This is a genomic window from Microbacterium sp. NPDC055665, assembly GCF_053618035.1.
In genome coordinates, this window is the sequence record NZ_JBSHGY010000010.1 from 63,113 (window position 1) to 85,166 (window position 22,054).

At 68.4% G+C, this 22,054-nt stretch carries 22 protein-coding genes; 15 read left to right on the top strand and 7 right to left on the bottom strand.

The window, feature by feature from the left end; all coding sequences use genetic code 11:
• Nucleotides 1-7: 7 nt before the first annotated feature.
• Nucleotides 8-421, bottom strand: a complete 414-nt coding sequence (locus tag ACWGO6_RS16665) for a hypothetical protein (protein ID WP_452327326.1) — start codon at nt 419-421, stop codon at nt 8-10.
• Nucleotides 422-516: 95 nt separating this feature from the next.
• Between ACWGO6_RS16665 and ACWGO6_RS16670 the strand changes: the two genes are divergently transcribed.
• From ACWGO6_RS16670 to ACWGO6_RS16680, 3 genes are read left to right on the top strand one after another with little or no spacing between them, the layout of a single operon-like run.
• A complete protein-coding gene (locus tag ACWGO6_RS16670; protein WP_376102813.1) occupies nt 517-1,836 on the top strand; it encodes an MFS transporter in 1,320 nt (439 codons plus the stop codon).
• Nucleotides 1,837-1,843: 7 nt separating this feature from the next.
• Nucleotides 1,844-2,128 carry a hypothetical protein gene (locus tag ACWGO6_RS16675; RefSeq protein WP_452327327.1) on the top strand — a complete coding sequence of 95 codons (285 nt, stop codon included), beginning with the start codon at nt 1,844-1,846 and terminating at the stop codon, nt 2,126-2,128.
• A gap of 28 nt (nt 2,129-2,156) precedes the next feature.
• Nucleotides 2,157-3,116: a nucleoside hydrolase gene (locus ACWGO6_RS16680; protein ID WP_452327328.1), complete on the top strand. Its 960-nt coding sequence runs from the start codon at nt 2,157-2,159 to the stop codon at nt 3,114-3,116.
• A gap of 92 nt (nt 3,117-3,208) precedes the next feature.
• Here ACWGO6_RS16680 and ACWGO6_RS16685 read toward each other — a convergent pair whose 3' ends face one another.
• Nucleotides 3,209-3,781: a hypothetical protein gene (locus tag ACWGO6_RS16685; RefSeq protein ID WP_452327329.1), complete on the bottom strand. Its 573-nt coding sequence runs from the start codon at nt 3,779-3,781 to the stop codon at nt 3,209-3,211.
• A 351-nt stretch (nt 3,782-4,132) separates the two neighbouring features.
• Between ACWGO6_RS16685 and ACWGO6_RS16690 the strand changes: the two genes are divergently transcribed.
• The 7 genes from ACWGO6_RS16690 (at nt 4,133) to ACWGO6_RS16720 (ending at nt 9,600) form a co-directional block, all read left to right on the top strand.
• Entirely contained in the window at nt 4,133-4,957 is an 825-nt protein-coding gene (locus tag ACWGO6_RS16690) for a MerR family transcriptional regulator (protein WP_452327330.1), read from the top strand.
• 166 nt (nt 4,958-5,123) lie between these two features.
• Nucleotides 5,124-5,477: a hypothetical protein gene (locus ACWGO6_RS16695; protein ID WP_452327331.1), complete on the top strand. Its 354-nt coding sequence runs from the start codon at nt 5,124-5,126 to the stop codon at nt 5,475-5,477.
• 78 nt (nt 5,478-5,555) lie between these two features.
• Nucleotides 5,556-6,287 carry a HesA/MoeB/ThiF family protein gene (locus tag ACWGO6_RS16700; RefSeq protein WP_452327332.1) on the top strand — a complete coding sequence of 244 codons (732 nt, stop codon included), beginning with the start codon at nt 5,556-5,558 and terminating at the stop codon, nt 6,285-6,287.
• Complete coding sequence (locus ACWGO6_RS16705) at nt 6,272-7,513, top strand: MFS transporter (RefSeq protein WP_452327333.1); 1,242 nt, start codon at nt 6,272-6,274, stop codon at nt 7,511-7,513. The genes ACWGO6_RS16700 and ACWGO6_RS16705 overlap by 16 nt, the downstream gene beginning before the upstream one ends.
• Complete coding sequence (locus tag ACWGO6_RS16710) at nt 7,503-8,177, top strand: class I SAM-dependent methyltransferase (protein ID WP_452327334.1); 675 nt, start codon at nt 7,503-7,505, stop codon at nt 8,175-8,177. Before ACWGO6_RS16705 ends, ACWGO6_RS16710 begins: the two co-directional genes overlap by 11 nt.
• Nucleotides 8,178-8,381: 204 nt before the next feature.
• Nucleotides 8,382-8,756, top strand: a complete 375-nt coding sequence (locus ACWGO6_RS16715) for a hypothetical protein (RefSeq protein ID WP_452327335.1) — start codon at nt 8,382-8,384, stop codon at nt 8,754-8,756.
• Nucleotides 8,757-8,760: 4 nt separating this feature from the next.
• On the top strand, nt 8,761-9,600 hold the full coding sequence (locus ACWGO6_RS16720; protein ID WP_452327336.1) for a nitroreductase family protein: 840 nt from the start codon (nt 8,761-8,763) through the stop codon (nt 9,598-9,600).
• Here ACWGO6_RS16720 and ACWGO6_RS16725 read toward each other — a convergent pair.
• Nucleotides 9,569-11,095 (bottom strand): FAD-dependent oxidoreductase, encoded by a 1,527-nt coding sequence (locus ACWGO6_RS16725; protein ID WP_452327337.1) that lies wholly within the window; start codon nt 11,093-11,095, stop codon nt 9,569-9,571. The two genes, ACWGO6_RS16720 and ACWGO6_RS16725, sit on opposite strands and share 32 nt — an antisense overlap.
• A gap of 85 nt (nt 11,096-11,180) precedes the next feature.
• On the opposite strand from ACWGO6_RS16725, the gene ACWGO6_RS16730 reads away from it, so the two are divergent.
• From ACWGO6_RS16730 to ACWGO6_RS16745, 4 genes are all read left to right on the top strand, one after another.
• A complete protein-coding gene (locus tag ACWGO6_RS16730; RefSeq protein WP_240745005.1) occupies nt 11,181-11,555 on the top strand; it encodes a fluoride efflux transporter FluC in 375 nt (124 codons plus the stop codon).
• The gene (locus tag ACWGO6_RS16735; RefSeq protein WP_136041077.1) at nt 11,552-11,911 is read left to right on the top strand and encodes a fluoride efflux transporter FluC; all 360 of its coding nucleotides are present in this window, start codon (nt 11,552-11,554) and stop codon (nt 11,909-11,911) included. Before ACWGO6_RS16730 ends, ACWGO6_RS16735 begins: the two co-directional genes overlap by 4 nt.
• 67 nt (nt 11,912-11,978) lie before the next feature.
• Nucleotides 11,979-12,566, top strand: coding sequence for a TetR/AcrR family transcriptional regulator (locus tag ACWGO6_RS16740; protein WP_376102840.1), 588 nt, complete (start codon nt 11,979-11,981; stop codon nt 12,564-12,566).
• 16 nt (nt 12,567-12,582) lie between these two features.
• Nucleotides 12,583-15,792, top strand: a complete 3,210-nt coding sequence (locus tag ACWGO6_RS16745) for an efflux RND transporter permease subunit (RefSeq protein ID WP_452327338.1) — start codon at nt 12,583-12,585, stop codon at nt 15,790-15,792.
• A gap of 124 nt (nt 15,793-15,916) precedes the next feature.
• Here ACWGO6_RS16745 and ACWGO6_RS16750 read toward each other — a convergent pair whose 3' ends face one another.
• Nucleotides 15,917-16,813: an aldose 1-epimerase family protein gene (locus ACWGO6_RS16750; RefSeq protein WP_452327339.1), complete on the bottom strand. Its 897-nt coding sequence runs from the start codon at nt 16,811-16,813 to the stop codon at nt 15,917-15,919.
• 282 nt (nt 16,814-17,095) lie between these two features.
• On the opposite strand from ACWGO6_RS16750, the gene ACWGO6_RS16755 reads away from it, so the two are divergent.
• Complete coding sequence (locus tag ACWGO6_RS16755; protein WP_452327340.1) at nt 17,096-19,408, top strand: DEAD/DEAH box helicase; 2,313 nt, start codon at nt 17,096-17,098, stop codon at nt 19,406-19,408.
• Between the two features lie 377 nt (nt 19,409-19,785).
• On the opposite strand, the gene ACWGO6_RS16760 is transcribed toward ACWGO6_RS16755, so the two are convergent.
• The 3 genes from ACWGO6_RS16760 to ACWGO6_RS16770 are packed head-to-tail and all read right to left on the bottom strand — an operon-like array spanning nt 19,786 to nt 22,030.
• Entirely contained in the window at nt 19,786-20,508 is a 723-nt protein-coding gene (locus tag ACWGO6_RS16760; RefSeq protein WP_452327341.1) for a hypothetical protein, read from the bottom strand.
• Nucleotides 20,508-21,302 (bottom strand): ABC transporter permease, encoded by a 795-nt coding sequence (locus ACWGO6_RS16765; protein WP_136040478.1) that lies wholly within the window; start codon nt 21,300-21,302, stop codon nt 20,508-20,510. Before ACWGO6_RS16765 ends, ACWGO6_RS16760 begins: the two co-directional genes overlap by 1 nt.
• On the bottom strand, nt 21,299-22,030 hold the full coding sequence (locus ACWGO6_RS16770) for an ABC transporter ATP-binding protein (protein ID WP_452327342.1): 732 nt from the start codon (nt 22,028-22,030) through the stop codon (nt 21,299-21,301). Before ACWGO6_RS16770 ends, ACWGO6_RS16765 begins: the two co-directional genes overlap by 4 nt.
• Between the last annotated feature and the right edge of the window lie 24 nt (nt 22,031-22,054).

Here is a 22,054-nt window from a genome sequence, read left to right on the forward strand (position 1 = left end):
GATCGGATCAGTCGTAGGAGCGTGCGCGCACCCACGGCATCGGCAGCAGATCGGCGGCGGTCACCCACACCGGGTGGCCGCCGTCGTCGGCGAGTGTGCGGATGCCCGGGGCGATGGCGGGCACGAGCTCACGGCACACGCCGCAGGGGTTGAGGATGACCGTGGTTCCGTCTTCGCGCAACCCGACCGCGACCATGGCCTCGATGTGCTGCTCGCCGCCGATCCTGGCGTTCGCGAGGGCCGAGCTCTCGGCGCAGACGCTCACTCGAGGGGAGCGGAGGCTGAGACCGAGGTAGATCTCTCCCGACGCTCCGCGGGCGGCGGCCGCGACGCGGTGCAGGTCGGCGTCGTGCGTGCGGATGAGCAATTCGGAAGCGGCATCGACGAGGCGGCGGTCGGTGTCGTTCAGCGGTGAAGTCACGATGCACTCTTTCTGTCACGAAGCGGAATCCTGCTATACTATAGTCGTCAACGGGTCGATCACCTCCCCCCTCGAGGGCAGAGCAAAGGAGCTCCATGAGCACTGAAGAAGTAGTGGCAGCCACGCCGCCGCAGCAGTTGACGAGCAAGGCGAGCAAGACCGAGCGCCGCAATCTCCGGGCGTTGAGCTGGGGGCACGCTCTCGAGTGGTACGACTGGGCGATCTTCGGGCTCCTGTCGGTCTACCTCGGCGCAGCGTTCTTCCCCTCCGACAGTCCGCTCGCCTCCACGCTGAACGCCCTGGCCGTCTTCGCCGTCGGGTTCGTCGCTCGACCGCTCGGCGGTGTCGTCTTCGGGTTCGTCGCCGACCGATACGGGCGCCGGAAGATCATGATCTTCGCGGTCGGGGCCGTCGCCCTCGGCAGCTTCATCATCGGCATCCTCCCCGACTACCAGACCATCGGCGTTCTCGCGCCGATCATCGTCGTCGCCGCACGCCTGCTCCAGGGCCTGTCCGCCGGCGTCGAGGCACCGCTCGGAACGGCCTACGCGCTCGAGCTGGTGCCCAACCGTCCCGGTTACGTCGCCGGGTTCTTCGCGTTCTTCAACAACCTGGGCAACCTGCTCGCACCGCTGTCGATCTTCTTCATCAGCCTCCTGCTCGGACCGGAAGCGCTCGCCGCTTACGGGTGGCGCATCCCGTTCATCGTGGGTGGCGCGTTCGGTCTGATCGTGCTGTGGCTGCGCCGCACGCTGCCGGAGACGCTCGACACCGCCGCCATCCGTACGGTCGGCGCGATCCCCACGAAGGACAACTCCGTGTGGCGCGATGTGCGCAAGTACTGGCTGAGCGTGCTCGCCACGGTGTTCATCGTCGGTGCCATCCAGGCGTACAACTACACGTGGATCGCCGGCCTGCCGAACCTCGCGAACGGCACGTTCGGCGAAGACCCCACCGCGGTGTTCGCGATCACGACGGGCATGGGCGTCTTCCTGACGCTCGGCGCCTACGGCCTGAGCCGCATCCTCGACCGGTTCCCGATGTCGCGGTGGTTCGTCGTCGCACGTCTGCTGGCGATCCCGACCATCTTCCTGGCGCTGCTGTACTCGCAGCCCGGAGTCGGCACGCTCGCCGGCGTGATGTTCGGTGGCGCGATCGTGCTGCTGCTCAACATGACGATCTTCGTCGTCGTGTCCAACTCCCTGCTGCCGCAGCACATCCGCGGCACCGGTCTCGGGCTCGGATACGGCCTCGGCGTCGCTATCTTCGGCGGCACGGCCTCGTACCTGCTGCTGTGGCTGCAGAGCCAGGGGATGATGTGGGTCTTCCCGATCTACATCGCGACCCTGTGTGCGATCAGCGTGGTGCTCTACGTCCTCGCCAAGCGGCGCAACGGCCTCTTCGTGGGCAAGTGACCGTCTGATGGATCCCTGGCGTGAGATCGTCGGCTGGGCCGGAAGTGCCCTCTTGATCGTCTCGATCCTCCAGCCGACGATCTCTCGCCTCCGGTGGCTGAACCTCGGAGCATCGGCGATGCTCATGGCCTACAACCTGATGCTCGGCAGCGCGCCCATGGTCGCGCTCAACATCACCCTGATCGCGATCAACTGCTGGTACCTGTTCGTCTACATGCGTTCCGCCCGTGCCGCACGGGCGGAGCCGGTGGTCGCGGAGGGGCTCAGTGAAGCGTCCGAACGGCATGCGTAGCCGCGAGGACATGACAGAAAGCATGGATATGGAACGACTGATCATTGACACCGACCCCGGGATCGACGACGCGGGAGCGCTGTTCTGGGCGCTCGCCTCGGACGCCTTCCACATCGAGGCGCTGACCACGGTCTTCGGCAACGTCGATGTCGACACCGCCACGGCGAACGCCCGCAAGATCGCGGCGCTCGCCGGTCGTCCCGACCTGCCCATCTGGAAGGGCGCGAGTCGGCCGCTGGTCGGTGAGCCGAACTTCGCGGAGCACATCCACCGCCCCGGCGGCGTGGGCTACTGGGAGTACCCCGACCCGGATCCGAATGCCGACGTCGCGTCCGATGCCGTGCGCCGGATGATCGACACGGTCATGGCGGCACCGGGCGAGGTGACCATCATGGCGCTCGCTCCGCTGACGAACGTCGCGCTGGCGATCAAGCTCGAGCCGGAGTTCGCGCGCTCGGTGCGCCGCATCATCTACATGGGCGGAGCGGCCCTCACCTGGGGCAATGTGACCCCGGTCGCGAGCGCGAACATCTACAACGACCCCGAGGCGGCGGAGATCGTCATCCAGTCCGGGGCTCCGCTCACGCAGGTCGGTCTCGATGTGTCCCGCAGCTTCTCGCTCTCGCCGGACCACATCCGCACCCTCTGGGAGTCCCGCTCGCCGATGGGCGTGGCGCTCTGCGAGATGATCGGCTACCCCGACCGTCAGGACGACCGCGACGACATGCCGGAGTGGAAGACCGAGGGCATGCACCTCAACGACGTGCCCTGTGTCGCCTACGCGCTCAACCCCGAGTGGTTCACCGTGCGGCGGCTGCGCGTCGACGTGGAGCTGAACGGCAAGCACACCCGCGGGCAGACGGTCGTGCAGATGATCGACCGGTGGCAGGGAGTGCCCAACGTCGACGTGCTCTTCGACATCGACGCCCAGGCGGTCGCCGACGCGCTGACCGCTTCGGTGACCTCGTTCGGAACCGCTGTCGACTGACCCTCGTTTCCGTCGCGACCAGCGGCCCCACCCTCCCGACCCGGGGGTGGGGCCGTTATCGCGTTCGGACGAGGTGGCGTGATGGAGGGGCGTCAGGGAGCGGCGGTGTAGACCGCCGTGGAGACGAACGTGTTGTTCGCGGTGTCCGGGTCCGAGCCGCCGGCGGGGGTGACCGTGACCGTGAGAGGGCGGGCATCCCCCACCCACGTCGTCGCGTTGAACGTCGCGAAGAAGACCTCGATCGGGATGGTCGTGCCGTTGGCGGGGATCCCGAAGGGGAGGATGAAGGTTGCGGTCGTCACGACTCCGTTCTGCTGCAACGAGGTTCGCTGCGCGGGGGAGCTATCCATGGTCAAGGTGGGTTCGTCCAGCAGGCGGTTGTCGAAGGTCAGGGTCACGAGGGCTCCCTCCGGGGTGCGCGTGGTGCCGCCGGTGGTGAGGTCGAAACCGGCTGGAACGGCGAGTTCGAGCGTGGTCCCGTCGGGGCCGGTCGCGGAGACCGCGGATCCCCGGGCCTGGGCTGCGATCGAGACGTCTCCGGTCGCGCTCGCCGCGGCGAGGGGGGTGGCGACCGCGAGGGCGACGACGGGCAGCGACCAGGCGGAGGCCTTGAGTACGGCGCGGCGGCTGGGGCCGTTCGGATTCGGACGGGCGGTCTCTGGCATTCGTGCACTCCTCGGCTGGATGGCGGAGGGTGCCCCTCTCGCTTTCGAGCAGGGTAGTCGAATGACGTGACACGGAGGAGTCGCCTTGACAAGACCTCGACTTCTGGCGTTGAGATATCGAACCGAATGCGGCGCGGTGGAGGTCGCCGCAGGCAGATGATGCGGCCCTCCGAGTGCACGGGAAGCTGTCGAACCCACGGCTTGTCAACGTCGACAACCCGTGCATTCGCCGGTAAGCCGTGCACTCGGGAAGGCGTGGCGAGGGGCGGGAGCGCGAGGAGATCAACTCCCGCTTGACCTTGACGCAACGTCAACTTCTAAAGTCGAGATATCGAACAGGAAGGAGGCGACATGGAGCGGGACGACTGGTCCATCCAGGAGATCGCGCGGCTGGCGGGAACCACGAGTCGCACGCTGCGGCACTACGACGACATCGGACTGCTGCCGCCATCGCGCATCGCGCCCAACGGCTACCGCCACTACGACGGGCGGGCGCTCGTGCGGCTGCAGCGCATCCTCCTGCTGCGGGAGCTCGGACTCGGGCTGCCGCAGATCGCGGAGGTGCTCGGCCCTTCGACAAGCTCAGGGACCCAGGACGCGACAGGTTCGGCAGAGAGGGAGCGCGGCGAAGCATCCGCCCTCGAGACCCATCTCGCGCTGCTGCGCGAGGAGCAGGCCCGGCTGGCGCGGCAGATCGCGTCGGTCGAATCGACCATCACAGCATTGAGAGGAGGTGAGAACCTCATGGCAGAGAACATGTTCGACGGCTTCGACCACACCCAATACAAGGAGGAGGTCGAGGATCGTTGGGGCAAGAAGGCCTACGCCGACAGTGACCGCTGGTGGCGGGGGATGACGGATGCCGAGCGCGCCGACTGGCAGCAGCGCGCGTCCGACCTCGGACGCGACTGGATCGCCGCGGCGGAGAGCGGCATCGACCCGGCATCCGCCGAGGCTCAGGATGTCGCGCGACGCCACGTGGAGTGGCTCACGGGCATCCCGGGTACGCCCGCGGCCGTCCCCGGCGGCGACACCAAGGCGTACGTCATCGGGCTCGGCGAGATGTACGTTGCGGATCCGCGCTTCGGCGCGAACTACGCCACGTCATCCGGCGGCACCCACGGCGCGGAGTTCGTCCGCGACGCACTCCGCATCTACGCGGAGGCGAATCTGTAAACCGCATCCTTCCGGATGCCGAGCGGCCCCCTTGCGCGCGAACCACCCCGTTGTGGACGTACGTAAGGGGGCCATTCGCGCAGAACAGGGGTGGGTCGAGATGGGCGAGTGGGCGTGACTTAACTGTATTCCGAGATTCCGAGATGCATCTTCCTTCGACGACCTCATGCCTGCTTACGATGCTTGGGCCGTCGACAGTCTACATATTCATCGACGGACCCAATTGATAGTGATGAAAGAAGGTCAGATGATGCAAATAGCACTGCGAGGCGTCGCGGAAGCACTCCTCAACCGAGACTCGGTCGAGATTGATAGCAGCGCGCCATTGACGGTCGAGTCTCTGTTCCGCAGCCTCGGTGAGATGGACGTCGATGTCAAACATGCATTCATCGCGCCGGAGACGGGCGAAGTGCGACGCTACGCTCGAGTTCTCGTGAACGGAAAAGCCGCTCGACTCGAGGACGAAATCGATCCGGATGCAGACGTCAAGGTATGTGCCGTACACGCTTGTGACGGCTGACGCGAACTCAGTTTTGTGGCGGCCGACTTCCAAAGTCGGTCGCCACGGACGCAAATCCCAGCCTGATCGGAGGAACAGATGCAATTCAAGGATGAGCGATACAACCGGCAAGAGATGATGCCCCAGGTCGGAACAGAAGGGCAACGGCTCGTGCGTGAGGCCAGCGTCGTCTCCGTTGGGGCCGGAGGAGTGAAGTCTCCACTTCTCTACTACCTTGCCGCCGCCGGCGTTGGGCGGATACACATCATCGATTTCGATCGCATCGAGACCAGCAACCTCAATCGCCAGATCCTCTATCGCAGCCACGACGTGGGAAGGCTCAAGGCAGAAGCCGCCGCGGAGGAGCTTCTGGAACTCAACCCGGAGATCGACGTCACGTTCTCAACCGAAAGGGTCGACCACGAGAACGTCGAGAGATTGCTCGCCGGTTACTCGGTGATCCTTGAGGGCGGGGACGGCCCCGAGCAGAGACTGCTCTGCAACTCGTTCGCCATCCAGACGTCGACACCGATGGTTCACGTCAGCGCACAGTACGGCTACGGCTACGTCTTCACGATGGCATCGCCCGGGGACCCGTGCCTGCAGTGCGCCTTTCCGGACTTGCCCGAGAACCGGCGTGGTCCGGTACCTGTGTGGGGCGTCTCCACCGGATTGGCGGGAGTTCTTGGTGCGAATGAGGTGCTGAAGATCATCCTCGGCAAGGGGGACCTTGCGAGCGGCTATCTCTTTTCCTTCTCCTGCTTCAAGAATGACTTCATCAAGGTTCCAATCGACCGGATACGAGGGTGCCCCGCATGCGGGAGCCGGTGAGCCCGGAAGCGAACTCCATCGAGCGTGCAGCCCTCTTCGGCACCGCCGTTGACGCGGTGGGTACCGGAGCCTTCGTAAGTGCCGCCGCTCTCTTCTTCACACTCCAGAATGGGGTGAGTCCGATTGCTGTGGGCGTTGGGCTCACGGCCTCAGCGGTCGCCGGCGCGCTGGCGTCCGTTCCTGTTGCGCATTTTGCCGATCGTTTCGGTCCGTTCCGAGTCTTTGCGATCTCTAACTCGCTGCGGGCAGCAGGCATGATCGGTTGGCTCGCGGTCAGCGGAGATCTTGCCTTCTTGATCTACTCAGTGGTATTCGGTCTTGTCGACCGCTCCGCGGCTTCGTTGACACGGAGCATAGTAGCCGCGCCCTTGTCCAAAGATGATGCCGTGCGCGTCTTCGGTCGGATGGCGCTCCCGGGCAACATCGGGTACGGCGTGGGGGCTGGCTTCAGCGCGTTAGTTCTTTTCCTCGAACTGCCGCTCTCCCTCGTCGTGGGTGCAAACTCGTTGTCGTTTATTTTGGTCGTTCTTGTCTATCGACCTGCATTCCAAGGCAAGAACTTGGTGGGTGCGCGCGTTCGTCCATCTTTGCTCGCCTCACGATCGTCGATGATCTCAGCCTTTGCTTCACGGCGCAGGCTAAGGGTTACGTGGGAGAATTTTGTTTTCTCCTTCCATCGGACGCTCCTCAACGTGTACCTCCCGCTTTTAGTGGTGTCGCGCTGGCCGACTCTGTCGTGGATTGTTCCCCTTGCGTTCATCGCGAACGCGACGTGCGTCGCGCTCGTTCAGGCACGAACGAACGCCTGGGTGGTTCGCGGGTACAATCACGCCATCGCTTGGGCCACGTCTGGGACCATCCTCGGCCTATCCATCTTGGTACTCGCGACGGCCGTGCCGCGCTCCAATGGTGGAATCGGCATTGTGCTTTTGTCCGCCTTGATCCTGCTCCAGATTGTCGCGGAAATTCTGCATTCTGCAGCGCTCGCCGTCTATATGGTGAAGCTGAGCCGCGGTAGTGCGCTGACGACGGACATGAGCGCGATGAATGTGGGAGGACAACTGCAGAACATCGTAGGTCCGGTGATCTTCGGAGCACTCGTAGGTCCAACGACCTGGATGCTCGGGGTCGTTGTCGGCGCGGGGGTGCTCGTGACGGGCCTTCGAGCTTCGTCCTCGTCTCGGCGGAGATGGTTCGAAAGTGAGGAGGATGCAGTTGAGCAATGATGCCGGCGAACTGGCGGACTACTGGGACTGGGCGCATACAATTCGTGACTGGCCCCGAGCGGCGGAACTGCCGATCGTTCAGCATGTTCTTGAGGAGGTTTTCGATCGCGACCAGATCCTGTACATCGGCGTGGGTGACGGGCGCAATTTCTTGAGGCTTGCCGATAGTGGTCTTGATATCTATGGTTGCGACGCGTCTCGCGTAGCTGTCGATCGGCTTCTTTCTGCTCATCCCTCGCTTCGCGATCGACTGCTGCACGGAACGTTCCCGGAGATTGTGGAGGATCGGGCGGGATTTGATGTCGTCATCGCGTCGCGTGTGCTCATACGCCCGGACTTGGACGGATCCCGCGCAGACCTCTCTGCAATTCGTAGCGTGCTTCGTCCCGAGGGCCGGTTGTTCGCAGAGTGGACGGCGGCTGGTACCGATCCGTGGCCGGGATGGGGGTCGGCGGCATTGGATGCTCGTGGCAACCTCAGGCTCTACTACCCCTCGGAACGCGTCCGGAAGATCTATCTCTCGTTTCTGGGCTGTGTGGAGCTCGTGGAGAGTGCGGGGTTCACCGTTGACCGCGGCCCGGTCCCTATAGATCTCCCGCGACACCGCTACCCGGGCGGGATCGTTCGGGATTGGGTTCTCTCTGCGCGCGCAAATCCTCCCTGAGTCGCACTATGCCGAGCGGCCCCCTTACGTGCGAACCACCCCGTTGTGGACGTGCGTAAGGGGGCCGTTCGCGCACAAAGGGGCCGCTCGACGGGAAAGCAGGAGAGGGAGGGAGGGGGAGGTAGAGGGGAGGGGCGATATCGGATGGGCGGACCCGCGTGCAAGGGGGAGCCACCGACATGGGCGCGGGCGTAGGGTCGTGCCATGAGTCGGCGGCACAGGGACAGAGACGCATCGCCGCTGTTCCTCGTCGCGACCGCCGCCTACGCGGCCAACTGTGCGCTCGGAGCCTCGGTCGCCGTGCGGCTCATCGACACCAGCCGCTTCCGCTGGCTGCATCACGCGCTCTACATCGTGACCTGCACCACCGTCGCCGCGGCCACCGTCGTCGGCTTGTCCCATGGCCCCCGCACCTCCGGTCGCCGAGCCGCCCTCGCACTGCTCCCCGGGGCCGCACCCCTCGCCGCGATCCCGTACCTCGGCAGCCATGGCCGCCGGCATCCGCTGGTCGCGCTCGCCGCGGCCCCCTTCATCGTCGCGGGACTCGTCGTCTCGCGCCTGCCCGCCGACCGGAAGTGACCGCATGGAACTGCTCGATGCCATCCGCCGCCGCAAGACCACGAACGGGCCCTTCTTGCCCGACCCGGTGTCGGAGGTGCACCAGCGCATCCTCCTCGAAGCCGCGGGCCGCGCGCCCTCGCAGCTGAACAGTCAGCCCTGGCGGTTCGTCGTGATCGAGAGCCGCGACACGATCGAGCAGATCGCGCGCATCTCGGGCGAGAGCATGACCGAGGCGATGTCGAACGGCACGTTCTTCGAGCGCTACAAGCCGTACTTCCGCTTCAGCCAGGCCGAGATGGAGGAGAAGCGCAGCGGGATGCTGTTCGACAAGCTGCCCGCCGCGCTCCGCCCGTTCACGAGCCAGGTGTTCACCAAGCGCGGGCAGACGCTCATGAACACCTTCGGCGTGCCCAAGACCCTCGGCTCCGAGAACCGCAAGCTCGTCGCGGGGTCGCCGCTGCTGCTCGGAGTCATGCTCGACCGCAGCGAGTACCGGCCGGGGCAGCTGTCGTCGTTCTACTCGGTGTTCAGCATGGGCGCGGCGATGGAGAACATCTGGCTCACAACGGTCGAGCTCGGCATGGGCATCCAGTTCATCTCTTTCCCGATGGAGGTCCCGGGGCGCTGGGACGAGATCGTCGACCTGCTGCGCGTGCCCGACGACCTCGAGCTCATGGCCGTCTACCGGCTGGGCTACCTGCCGCCCGAGCAGCGGCGCCCCGCGATCGACTGGTCGAGCAGCCAGCGCAAGCTCGTGTCGCAGTACGTGTTCCGCGAGAACGGAGACACGCCTCAGCAGGGATGGGACGACGGCCCGACGGCCGGCCCGGTCACTCCCGGCCCGAGCGCGGCAGGCGACTGAGGTCCTTCACCGCCGGACCTTCGATGCGGGTGCCGTCGGCGGCGAACCGCGAGGCGTGCAGCGGGCAGTCCCACGTGCACTCGGCATCGTTCCACTCGAGAACCCCGCCCATGTGCGTGCACACCGCGCCGACCGCGCGCGTCACGCCGTGGACCGTCGAGACGCCGACCGGGCGACCGCCCCGGTTCGCCAACACACCCTCGCCCTCGGCGGGCTTCGCGACGGGAACCGAGCGGCTCTCGGCATCCGCCCATCCGCCGGCGAGCGCGGCCGCGACCTTCCCACCCTCGACGGCGCCGCGCCCGAGGTCGGCGGGCATCGTCATCCGCGTGCCGATGGTCGTCATCCATTCCGCACGCTCGCGCCACGGCACCCCGAGGATCTCGGCGGTGAGACGCTGTGCGGCAGCCGGTGCGTTCGACAGCCCCCACTTGGAGTAGCCCGTTGCGAAGCGGATGCGGCCGAGACCGCGGGGCATCGCGCCGACGAACGGGATCAGGTTGTGCGACTCGTAGTCCTGCGCCGACCACCGATGCGTCTCCTCGGCGCCGGGGAAGTGCAGCTGCGTCCACGCGACGAGGTCTTCGACCGCGGCCTTCTCGCTGTCGGACCTGCCGACCGGGTGGCCGTTGCCCCCGACGACGAGCTGAGCTTCGCCCCCGGGGCCGTCGGCCGCGCTGACCGGACGCACCGAGCGGGTCGGACCGTCGACCGAGAGGAACATCCCCGTTGGCACGTCGCCCGGCACCCGGAACGACACGCAGTACGACCGCAGCCCGTGCGTCTTGGCGAAGTACAGGCCTCGATCTGTGATCGGAGTTCCGGTCGCGAGCACGATGTGGTCGGCGAAGATCGGCCCCGCCGTGGTGTCCACGCGACCGGGCAGCGCGCGGGTGCCGGTGGCGCGGACGCCGATGTGCAGCGTGCCGCCGGCGCTCAGCAGCTCGTGGGCGAGCGCAGCGGTCACCGCGACCGGATCGATCGCGACCTGGTCGTCGAGGGCCACGGCGGCGGCCACCGGGAACGGCGTCGACGGCACAGTGGTGGCGGCCAGCATCCGCGTCGGCAGGCCGGCCTCGCGGGCGGCGTCGTGCTGATCGCGCACGTCCGATGCGCCATCGGGCCCTTGCGCATAGGAGTGGTCGGTGTGGCGGGTGAACGGCACCCCGGCACTCTCGGCGAAGGCGGTCAACCAGTCCATGCCGGCACGGTTGGCGTCGACGTATGCGCGCACGAGCGACGCCGGGTGATGGCGGCGGATCGTCGCGAGCCGCATGCCCTGCAGGAGCGAGAGCTTGCCGGTGTTCGCACCGGTCGCGAGCTCGGCGATGCCTCCCGCGTCGATCACCGCGACGTCGAGGCCGGCCCTGGTGAGCATGACGGCCGTCGTGAGGCCGGTGAGACCGGCGCCGACGATGACGACGTCGTGGCGCGCACCCGCCTCGAAGGGCGATCCGGTCGGCAGCGACTTCTCGAGCTTCCACAGAGGGGTCATGGCCACAGTCAACGGCGTGCGGTGCGCGGCATCCACGCCCTTGACATCGCCTCGGCGCACTGTCACGCGCGACTACAGTGGCGACGTGACCCTCCGCCGCATCCTCCTCGTCGCCCTCGGCGGCACGGTGGGCACGGCGGCACGGCTCGGCCTGGGGCTCGCGCTCCCCGACATCGGGGGCATCCCCCTCGCGGTGCTCGTCGCGAACGTGGTGGGCGCGCTGCTGATCGGCGTGCTGGCCGCGCGGATCCCCGCATCCACGGATCTGCGGCTGCTGCTCGGCACCGGTGTGCTCGGCGGCTTCACGACGTACAGCGCCTTCATGACGGGGAGCGTGGAGCTGTGGGCGGATGCCCCGGTGCTCGCGTTCGCCTACGCCGCGGGGAGTCTCGTGCTCGGCCTCGGCGCGGCAGCTCTTGGGCTGCGTATCGCCCGCCCGCGCTCCGGAGCGGCCTCGTGAACCCGGTGCTGTTCCTCGCCGCGGCGCTCGCCGGGGGAGTCGGTGCGGTGCTGCGGTACCTGGTCGACCTCGGCGTCGCGCGGCTGGCCGGTCGCCGGTTCCCGTGGGGCATCCTGCTGGTGAACCTGTCCGGATCCTTCGCGCTCGGCGTCGTCACGACCGCGCTGCCGGATGCCGCGTTCCTCCTCGGTGCCGGACTCCTCGGCGGCTACACGACCTTCAGCACCGCGATGCTCGACACGGTCGCCCTGTGGCGTGACGGCGAGCGCCCGGCATCCGTCTTCAACGCCGTCGGGATGCTCCTGCTGGGCCTCCTCGCCGCGGGTCTCGGGCTGGCCGTCGGCGCGCTGCTCTGACCGCTCCCAGCGTCCTCACAATCCGAAAATGTACAAACGTACATGTACGGATGTCCAGGGGGTTCGGATGGGTGATGGGTTGCGTCGTCGACGTGACCCTGAAGCGCGCCGTCGCGAGATCGTGACCGCCGCTGCCGAACTCATCGTCGAGGTGGGGGCCGAGGCCGTCACGCACCGCAAGGTCGCCGCCCGCGCCGGGGTTCCCCTCGGCGCGACGACCCAGTACTTCGACACCCTCGACGACCTGCGCGCCGCCGCCTTTCGGGCGCTCGCCGACGAGGTCGACGCGCGCCTCGACGGGGTGCGTCAGACGATCGCCGAGCGCGGGGACAGCCCCGCCGTGATCGCGGCACTCGTGTTCGAGAGCATGGACGACGCACATGCCGTGCAGGCCGATCGCGCCGTGGTGACCGCCGCCGTGCACGACCCCCGTCTGCGCGAACTCGCACGCCACCTCTCCGACCGGCTCGTGGAACTTCTCGAGCCGACCTATGGCGAAGACCGCGCCCGAGCGGCGATGATCTTCATCGACGGCGTCATGTGGAGCATGCAGATCCGCGACGCCCGCCTCGAACAGTCCTTCATCGAGACCGCACTGGCGCGGATCCTCGGAGATTCCGTCTCCACTCCCTCCGCAGCGACAGCCACACCCTGACACCGAGGAAACCGCCTTGTCGAAACTCGCCATCCTGAGCCTCAAGAACCGCGCGCTCATCGCCCTGATCACCATCGTCGCGGCGGTGTTCGGCGGGCTCGCGCTCACCAACCTCAAGCAGGAGCTGATCCCCTCGCTCGAGCTGCCGGCGCTCGTCGTCATGACGACGTACCCCGGCGCGTCGCCCGAGGTGGTCGAGAACGACGTGTCCACGCCGATCGAGTCGGCGATCCAGGGCGTGCCGGGGCTCGAATCGACCACGGCCACCAGCACCACGAACGCCTCGATCGTGCAGGCGATGTTCGCCTACGGCACGAACCTCGCCACCGCCGAGCAGAAGATCCAGCAGGCGATCAACCGCGTCTCCTCGCAGCTGCCGGAAGACGTGAGCCCGCAGGTGCTGTCGGTCTCCATCGACGACTTCCCGGTGATCCAGGTGGCCGTCACCGGATTCGAGGAAGCCGACAACGCGCAGGCCGAACTCGAATCCGTCGCGATCCCCGAGCTCGAAGACGTCGACGGCGTGAACGCCGCCGAGATCGTCGGTGGGGTCGGGCAGCGCATCAGCATCACGCCGGACCCCGCGAAGCTCGCCGCCGAAGGCCAGACCACGCAGGCGATCAGCAATGCGCTGCAGCAGAACGGCACTCTCTTCCCCGGCGGCGACATCACGGAGGACGGGCAGACGCTCACCGTGCAGACCGGCGCGAAGATCACCACGGTCGACGAGATCGCGGCCCTTCCGCTCGTCGGCACCACGCTGACCATCGGCGATGTGGCCACGGTCGCGCAGGAGTCCGACCCGGTGACCTCGATCTCGCGGGTCGACGGCGAGGACGCGCTCTCGATCTCGATCACCAAGCTCCCCGCCGCGAACACCGTGGAGGTGTCGAACGGCGTGATCGCCGCGCTCGACACGATCAGCGAAGCCTTCCCCGACGCCGAGTTCACGATCATCTTCGACCAGGCGCCGTTCATCGTGCAGTCGATCGAGACGCTGGCGACCGAGGGCCTGCTCGGCCTGGTGTTCGCGGTGATCGTGATCCTCGTCTTCCTCCTGTCGATCCGCTCGACGCTCGTCACTGCGATCTCGATCCCGACCAGCGTGCTCATCACCTTCATCGGGCTGCAGGCGTTCGGCTACTCGCTCAACGTGCTGACCCTCGGTGCGCTCACGATCGCGATCGGCCGCGTGGTCGACGACTCCATCGTGGTGATCGAGAACATCAAACGTCACTACGTCGGCGATGCCGACAAGGGTGATGCGATCCGCCTCGCCGTGCGCGAGGTCGCGATGGCGATCACGGCATCCACCATCACCACCGTGGCGGTGTTCCTGCCGATCGTCTTCGTCGGCGACATGGTCGGTGAGCTGTTCCGACCGTTCGCCATGACCGTGACCATCGCGATGGTCGCATCGCTCCTCGTCGCCCTCACCATCGTCCCGGTGCTCGCGTACTGGTTCCTGAAGCCGGGCAAGGAGCTGCTCGACGAGCACGGCAACGCGATCGACCCCGAGCACCCGGATGCTCCGCCGACGCAGCTGCAGCGCGTCTACCGGCCGATCCTCGGCTGGACGCTCAAGCACTCCGGCCTCACGGTGATCCTCGCGGTCGTGGTGCTCGGCGCCACGCTCGCCGCCGCGCCGCTCATGAAGATCAACTTCCTCAGCGACTCCGGCCAGAACACCATGACCGTCACACAGGACCTCGGCCCGACCGCGAGCCTGCAGGCGAAGTCGGATGCCGCGGTCGAGGTCGAGGACGCACTCCTCGGCATCGACGGCATCGAGCACGTGCAGGCCTCGATCGGCACCAGCGGCTCGGCGCTCAGCGACGCGTTCTCGGGTGGAGCGGGTGTCACGTACTCCGTGCTCACCGACGGCGACGCCGACCAGGAGAAGCTGCGCGCCGACGTGCAGGACGCGATCGACGGCCTCGGCGACGACGTGGGCGAGGTCTCGGTCGCGGCATCCGCCGGCTTCGGCTCGAGCGACATCGAGATCACGGTCACGGCATCCAACGCCGATGACCTGCAGACCGCGACGACCTCCGTCGTCGACGAGCTCGACGGACGCGACGGCATCGGCCAGGTGACCGACAACCTCGCCGCGTCGCTGCCGTACATCGCCGTGGTGGTCGACCGTGAGGCGGCCGCGCAGCGCGGTCTCTCCGAGGTCGCGGTCGGCTCGATCGTCTCGAACACCATGCGTCCGCAGCAGGCCGGCTCGGTCGAGATCGACGACACCGCGCTGACGGTCTACATCGTCACGCCCGAGCCGCCGACCACGGTCCAGGCGCTCAAGGAGCTCGCGATCCCGACCCCGCTCGGCGTCGTGCAGCTGCAGGACATCGCGACCGTCGAGGAGCGCAACGGCCCCACGTCGATCACCACCGAGCAGGGTCGCCGGACGTCGACGGTCACCGTGCCGCCGGCATCCGACAACCTCGCCACCGCCACGCAGTCGGTGACCGAGGCGCTCGCCGCGGCCGACCTGCCCGACGGTGCCTCCGCCGAGGTCGGCGGCGTCGCCTCGCAGCAGGCCGACTCGTTCTCGCAGCTCGGACTCGCGATGCTCGCGGCGATCCTGATCGTCTACGTGGTCATGGTCGCGGTGTTCAAGTCGCTGCGCCAGCCGCTGCTGCTGCTCGTGTCGGTGCCGTTCGCGGCGACCGGCGCGATCCTGCTGCAGATCGTCACGGGAGTGCCGCTCGGCGTCGCCTCGCTGATCGGTGTGCTGATGCTCATCGGCATCGTGGTCACGAACGCGATCGTGCTCGTCGACCTCGTCAACCAGTATCGGGAGAAGGGGCTGTCGACCATCGAGGCGGTGAAGGCCGGCGGTGAGAAGCGTCTGCGGCCGATCCTCATGACCGCGCTCGCGACCATCCTCGCGCTGACTCCGATGGCGCTCGGCATCACTGGGCACGGCGGGTTCATCTCGCAGCCGCTGGCGATCGTGGTGATCGGCGGTCTGCTCTCCTCGACCGTGCTGACGCTGATCGTGCTGCCCACGCTCTACAACCTCGTCGAGGGTGCCAGGGAGCGGCGGGCCGCGCGCAAGGCCGGCGGCTCGGATGCCGGTGGGGCACCGAAGCCGGATGCTCCGGTCGATCCGGATGCCTCCGGTGCGGCTGTGGTTCCGGCCGGTTCGGTGGCGATCGACGCGTCCGGCCTGCCGCACGCGCCGCAGCTCACCCGGCGCGAGTTGCGCGACCGCGAGTAGTCCCGCTCGGCGTTCAAACTCCGCAGAAAGGCCCCGGATCCGCAGTCAGATGCGTGATCCGGGGCCTTTCGGCTCAAATCTTGAGGAGTTGTGAACAGCCCGACTCGAAGACGGTCGGAACCGGTCAGCTGAGGGCGATGCCCCAGTGCAGCGTCCAGGTCTCGTCGGGGGCGAGGCGACGGATGCCGAGGCCACTGTTGAGGGCGTCGGCGGGCGCGGTCATCGGTTCGATCGCGACCGCGAGGCTCTGGCCGGGATAGGCGGGCGTCGTGTACGCCTGCACATAGTCGAAGCCTTCGCCCTGCCACAGGGTCACGCGGCGACCGTCGGGTGCCGTGAGCGAGTGCCGCACGCGACCGTCGGCGTCGCGGGCGAGATCGGTGAACCCGGTGTCGAGCGTGACATCGCCCAGCCGGACACCGTCGCGCAGGGCGGCCTCGGCGGGACGTGTGCCGGTGGGGAGCATCCGCTCGTCGGTCGTGAACGCCGTCGCAGCGGGAACCCGCAGCACCAGGTCGTGCGGGTCGACCTCGCCGATCGTCACGAAGGGGTGCGTGCCGAGGGCGACCGGTGCGGGCGTCGCCGAGCGGTTGGTGAGCGTGTGCGTGACCTCGATGCCGTCGGCGGTGAGCGTGTAGGTCACGGCCGTCTCGATCAGGTACGGGTAGCCGGTCTGCGGGACGATCGTCGCCCGCAACACGGCTTCGGCGTCGGTGTGCGACACCTCGTACGCCGTGAAGCGCAGCAGGCCGTGGCTCGCGTTGTTCAGCTTCGGCTCGGTGATCGCGAGCAGCCGTGACGTGCCGTCGTCATCCCAGCGACCGTCGCGCACGCGGTTCGGCCACGGGGCGAGGACCACGCCGGAACAGGCGGGGGTGGGTTGATCGAGCGGGTACGGAGGGACGAGGTCGACGCCGCCGACACGCAGGGATCGGAGGGAAGCGCCGACCTGCGCGATCTGGGCGGTCGCATCGCCGAGTCGGAGGGAGATCTGGGCGCCGGTGGGGGATGCGGTGGTCACTTCGACATCGTACGGCCACCCCCGCGTCGGGACTCTCTCAGGCGCGTCGGCTACACTTGTGCGGTCGGCTTCGGACACCCGCGCGTTGGCGCGGACGTTTTATGTGTGTGAAGTGTGAGTCCAGGGGCCGATGGTGAGCGTCGCTCGACGCTAATCAACCATCACATGAATGGCCCCGGCCGCTGACAGTCCGGAACCCCGCTGGTCGCATCCGACCACGCGCTGGGTGCTCGCGCGTGTGCGCGGCGCTGTTCTCGTGCGAGAACACAGGAAGACAACGCAATGCCCAAGAACAAGAAGCCCCGCGGCGGACGTCCCGCCGCCAACTTCGAGCCGCGCTACGGCGCCAAGAAGACATCCTTCCACGACCGCCACAACGGCGGCCCCGCCCGTGACGGTGCGCGCGACGAGCGCGGTGGACGCGCGGATGCCGGCGACCGCCGCTCCGCCCCCGCCGCCGGCGGCTACGACCGTCGTCCCGGCAGCCGCAGCGCCGGTCACCGCGGCTACCGCCCGGCCGAGGCCGAGTCGGGTGCACCCAAGCAGCGCTGGGGCGCCTCCGAGCGCGCCGGCCGCGACGAGGCCCGTGGCATCCGCAACCGCGCCGAGTCCGGCCGCCGCGAAGCGCCGCACCACCGCAACGACGAGCGCAACGAGCGTCCTCGCTACAACGACCGGCCCAGCATCGGCGGACGCTTCGACGACCGTCCGCGTCGGGACGACCGGGGCGGACAGCGTCCGACCGGCCCGGGAACTTACCGCGACGAGCGCGGCGGCGACCGCCCGCGCTTCGACCGCGACGACCGCTCGCGTCGTGACGACCGCGGTGCCGGCACTCAGCGCCAGGGCTTCCGCGACAACGACCACCGCGACGGCGGGCGTCCGGTCCGCGACGATCGCCGTGGTGGCGAGCGTCCCCGCTTCAACAGCGACCGTGGCGCTGAGCGCCCCCGGTTCAACAGCGACCGTGGTGCTGAGCGCCCCCGGTTCAACAGCGACCGTGGTGCTGAGCGCCCCCGGTTCGACCGTGACGAGCGTCCGCGCCGTGACGACCGCGGCGGCGACCGTGCCCGGTCGAACGACCGTGGTGCCGACCGTGGCGGCGAGCGTTCGTACGACGCCGACCGCGCGCGTCGCGCCTTCGACCGCGACCGTACGCAGCGCTCGTACGAGGGTGGCCGTGACGAGCGTTCGCGTCCGTCGACCGGTGGCGCGTACCGCACCGAGCGTCCGCGCCCGCTGACCTCCGACACCCGCGGGCGTCCGGCGCGCAACGAGCGTCCGAGCCGCAACGACTGGAACGCCACCAGCCGTCCCGAGTCGACCGGTGCGAAGTTCACCCCGGGCGATGACGTCGTGCACGAGCGCCTCGAGGCGAAGTCCGTCGCGGCCGTCGAGGTCGACGGTGTGACCTTCGGCGACCTCGGTCTCGGCTCGAACATCGTCGAGACCCTCGTCGGCATGGGCGCGGCCACGCCGTTCCCGATTCAGGCCGCCAGCATCCCGGCCGTCCTCGCCGGGCGCGACGTGCTCGCCCGTGGTCGCACCGGATCCGGCAAGACCATCGCGTTCGGTGCACCGCTCGTCGAGCGCGTGCTGCAGTCGCAGGCCGGCAAGCGCCGTGAATTCGGACGGTCGCCGCGCGCGATCATCCTCGCTCCGACGCGCGAGCTCGCGCTGCAGATCGACCGCACGATCCAGCCGATCGCCCGCAGCGTCGGCCTCTTCACCACGCAGATCTACGGTGGTGTGCCGCAGGGCCGCCAGGTGGGTGCGCTGAAGAAGGGCGTCGACATCGTGATCGGCACGCCCGGTCGCATCGAGGACCTCATCAACCAGGGCAAGCTCGACCTGTCGGACTGCCGCATCGCCGTGCTCGACGAGGCCGACCACATGTGCGAGCTCGGATTCGTCGAGCCGGTGCAGCGCATCCTGCGTCACACCGCCGACGGCAGCCAGAAGCTGCTGTTCTCGGCCACGCTCGACCGCGAGGTCGCAGCTCTCGTCGACGAGTTCCTCGTCGACCCGGCCGTGTACGAGGTCGCCGGTGAGGACCAGGACTCCAGCACGATCGAGCACCGTGTGCTCGTGATCGAGCACCGCGACAAGGCCGACATCCTCACCTCGCTCGTCGACCGTGCCGGCAAGACGCTCGTCTTCGCCCGTACGCGTGCCTACGCCGACATGCTCGCCGAGCAGTTCGACGATGCCGGCATCCCGGCCGTCTCGCTGCACGGTGACCTCAACCAGGCCAAGCGCACCCGCAACCTCGAGCGTCTGACCTCGGGTCGCGTGAACGTGCTCGTCGCCACGGATGTCGCCGCCCGCGGCATCCACGTCGACGACATCGACCTGGTCGTCCAGGCCGACGCACCCGACGAGTACAAGACGTACCTGCACCGCTCGGGTCGTACCGGTCGCGCGGGTCGTTCGGGTCGCGTCGTCACGCTGATCACGCGTCAGCGCCAGCGTCGCATGACCGAGCTGCTCGACCGGGCCGAGATCGACGCGCCGTTCGAGAACGCGCGCCTCGACGACGACGTGATCGAGGAGATCGCCGGTCGCGTGCCGACCGCGGCCGACCTCACCGCCTGAGTTCGTCTCACCAGAGGCCCCGTCCCGCTTCCGCGGTCCGGGGCCTCTGTCGTCCCCGCCCCCGCCCCGCCCCGTCCCCGCCCACAGTGCTGCCGAGCGCACGGGATGCTGCCGAGTGCACGGCTTACCAGCGTGAAGAAGCCGTGCGTTCGACGCGGAGCCGTGCACTCGGCGTGGGTGAGTGTGGGCACTGGCGCCGTCGCCCCGCCTCGTGACGCGCGTCGCGTCGATCCCGAGTGCACGGGATGCTGCCGAGCGCACGGCTTGTTTCCGCGAACAGCCCGTGCGGTCGGCACTAAACCGTGCACTCGGCGGCGGGCGGCGGCGGCGTGGCGGGGCGCGGAGGGCGGGGAGGGCGGCGGGGGAGGGGAGGGCGGTCAGGCGTCGGAGAGGGTGAAGCGGGCGGCGCCGGCGATGCCGATCACCGCCGCCCAGGCGAGCAGGACCAGGGCTCCGGTGAGCACCGTCAGCACGGTGTCGTCCGGCGCGAACAGCTGCGACCCGGCCCGGGTGGGCAGCCACCGGGCGTGCTCCCCGAGCGCGGTGAGGGCGAACGGCAGGATGTACGCGACGACGAGCATCGTCACCAGCGCCGGCACCAGATGCCGCAGGACGAGCGTCACCGCGTGGGCGAGCAACCCGATCAGCACCAGATACGCGACCGCACAGCCGAAGCGGCCGAGATCCTCCGTCGTCGCTGCGACAGCGTCGGCATCCGCGACGACGAGCGTCAGTCCTGCGGCCACCCACGCCACCGCGACGGTCAGCGTCCCGACGAGGAGGAGCACGATCACGGCGGCAACTGTCTTCGCGACGATCACCCGCATTCGACGAGGAACCGTGATGAGTGTGGTGCCGAACTGTCGCCCGAGATACTCCTGCGACACGGGCACCACCCCGAGCAGGATCGCGCCCGCCTGCGCATACGGCATGGCCTCGAGCGCCGCGTCGACCGCCGATACGGCACCTCCGCCCTCGGCGCGCAGCCCGGCGAAAGCCGCCGCGACGAGTGCGCCGACGACGACCATGCCCGCGGCGGCATATGCCGTGAGGGGCAGCGTTTGCAGCTTCGAGAGCTCGGCCAGCAGGGCCCGCCGCATCAGGCGTCTCTCCGGGTGAAGACGAGCGCTCCTGCAGCCACCGCTGCGACGGCCCAGGCGGCCATGACGAGCCCGCCCGGCACAGCGTCGAGCCCTCCGGGGAGGACGAGTTCCGCATCGAAGCCGAACAGATTGCGTCCCGCCATGTCGGGAAGCCAATGGGCGAGCGGGGTCACCTTCGTGAGCAGCAGGGAGAACGAGACCACCGAGCTGTTCAGGATGAGGATGATCAGCGGGAGCGTGCCGTTGCGCGTGATCAGGGTGATGCCGAAGGCGAGGAGAGCGGTGAGGGTCCAGTAGACCGTCGTGCCCACCATGCGCCACATCGCCTGCTCGACGGGGACGGACTCGGGTGCGAGGTCGCCGAGGAGCAGTTGCGCGACCCCGAGGCAGGACGAGAGGGCCACGGCCGCGGTCAGGAGGGTGATCGCCACCACCGCCGTGAGCTTGGCCAGCACGAGCCGCACGCGACCGGGAACGGTGACGAGCGTGCTCGTGATCTGCCGGGACCCGCCGGCATCCGGGCTGTTCGGCGTGTATTCGCTGCTGACCGCCAGCACGCCGACGACGATCGCTCCGATCGTGCCGAGCGGCGCCGCGGCGAAGGCGGTCTCGAAGACCGAGATCGGGCCGAACAGGTCGGCTTCGCCCTCGTCGAGGGCGGCGACCGCCTGCGTGGCGTTCAGCGTCGTGATCGCGATGGTGCCGAGGACGCTCGCGAGCACGCCGGCCCATACTCCCGGGAGTGTGAGGGTCTTGCCCGTCTCGGCGGCGATGGTTCGGAGGAGTCTCATCGTGCGGTGCCGCCGTTCGACTCGGGCGACCCGCTCCCGCCGGTCAGGGCGAAGAAGGCTGCTTCGAGGTCGGCGTGCCCCCGGGTGATCTCGTCCACGGTGCCCGCGGCCACGATCCGGCCCTGGGCGATCACGACCAGGTCGTCCGCGACTCCGGCGACCTCGCCCATCAGGTGACTCGACAGGAGCACGGTTCCTCCGGCATCCGCCTGGCTGCGCAGCAGCTCGCGCATCCACCGGATGCCTTCGGGGTCGAGTCCGTTCACGGGTTCATCGAGGATGAGCATCGGCGGCTCGCCCAGCAGTGCCGCCCCGAGCCCCAGACGCTGCCCCATGCCGAGCGACAGCCGACCCACCTTGGTCCGCGCCGCGTGGGCGAGCCCGACCTGTTCGAGCACCTCGTCGACGCGGTGACGGCGGATGCCGCCCGCCCTGGCGATCCAGGCAAGGTGGCCCCGGGCTGTCCGTGAGCGGTGGGCGCCGGAACCGTCGAGCATCGCCCCCACCGTCCGCAGCGGATCGCGGAGGTCGCGGTAGGCGTGGCCATCGATGAGCGCGCGTCCCGCGGTCGGCCGGTCGAGCCCGAGGAGGATGCGCAGCGTCGAGGACTTCCCGGCTCCGTTCGCTCCGAGGAAGGCCGTCACGCGGCCCGGCCGTGCCTCGAAGGCGACATCGTGGAGCACCGTGCGGGAACCGTGCCGTTTCGTGAGTGATTCGATCGTCAGCATCCCTCGATCTCAGCGGTCCGCGCC

Bases quoted from the DNA above. Each gene is read 5' to 3' on its own strand.
- ACWGO6_RS16720 (WP_452327336.1), top strand. From the start codon at position 8,761: ATGGAACTGCTCGATGCCATCCGCCGCCGCAAGACCACGAACGGGCCC.
- ACWGO6_RS16670 (WP_376102813.1), top strand. From the start codon at position 517: ATGAGCACTGAAGAAGTAGTGGCAGCCACGCCGCCGCAGCAGTTGACG.
- ACWGO6_RS16675 (WP_452327327.1), top strand. From the start codon at position 1,844: ATGGATCCCTGGCGTGAGATCGTCGGCTGGGCCGGAAGTGCCCTCTTG.
- ACWGO6_RS16770 (WP_452327342.1), bottom strand. From the start codon at position 22,030: ATGCTGACGATCGAATCACTCACGAAACGGCACGGTTCCCGCACGGTG.
- ACWGO6_RS16755 (WP_452327340.1), top strand. From the start codon at position 17,096: ATGCCCAAGAACAAGAAGCCCCGCGGCGGACGTCCCGCCGCCAACTTC.
- ACWGO6_RS16700 (WP_452327332.1), top strand. From the start codon at position 5,556: ATGCAATTCAAGGATGAGCGATACAACCGGCAAGAGATGATGCCCCAG.
- ACWGO6_RS16765 (WP_136040478.1), bottom strand. From the start codon at position 21,302: ATGAGACTCCTCCGAACCATCGCCGCCGAGACGGGCAAGACCCTCACA.
- ACWGO6_RS16705 (WP_452327333.1), top strand. From the start codon at position 6,272: ATGCGGGAGCCGGTGAGCCCGGAAGCGAACTCCATCGAGCGTGCAGCC.
- ACWGO6_RS16680 (WP_452327328.1), top strand. From the start codon at position 2,157: ATGGAACGACTGATCATTGACACCGACCCCGGGATCGACGACGCGGGA.
- ACWGO6_RS16690 (WP_452327330.1), top strand. From the start codon at position 4,133: ATGGAGCGGGACGACTGGTCCATCCAGGAGATCGCGCGGCTGGCGGGA.
- ACWGO6_RS16740 (WP_376102840.1), top strand. From the start codon at position 11,979: ATGGGTGATGGGTTGCGTCGTCGACGTGACCCTGAAGCGCGCCGTCGC.
- ACWGO6_RS16725 (WP_452327337.1), bottom strand. From the start codon at position 11,095: ATGACCCCTCTGTGGAAGCTCGAGAAGTCGCTGCCGACCGGATCGCCC.
- ACWGO6_RS16695 (WP_452327331.1), top strand. From the start codon at position 5,124: ATGCCTGCTTACGATGCTTGGGCCGTCGACAGTCTACATATTCATCGA.
- ACWGO6_RS16760 (WP_452327341.1), bottom strand. From the start codon at position 20,508: ATGCGGCGGGCCCTGCTGGCCGAGCTCTCGAAGCTGCAAACGCTGCCC.
- ACWGO6_RS16715 (WP_452327335.1), top strand. From the start codon at position 8,382: ATGAGTCGGCGGCACAGGGACAGAGACGCATCGCCGCTGTTCCTCGTC.
- ACWGO6_RS16685 (WP_452327329.1), bottom strand. From the start codon at position 3,781: ATGCCAGAGACCGCCCGTCCGAATCCGAACGGCCCCAGCCGCCGCGCC.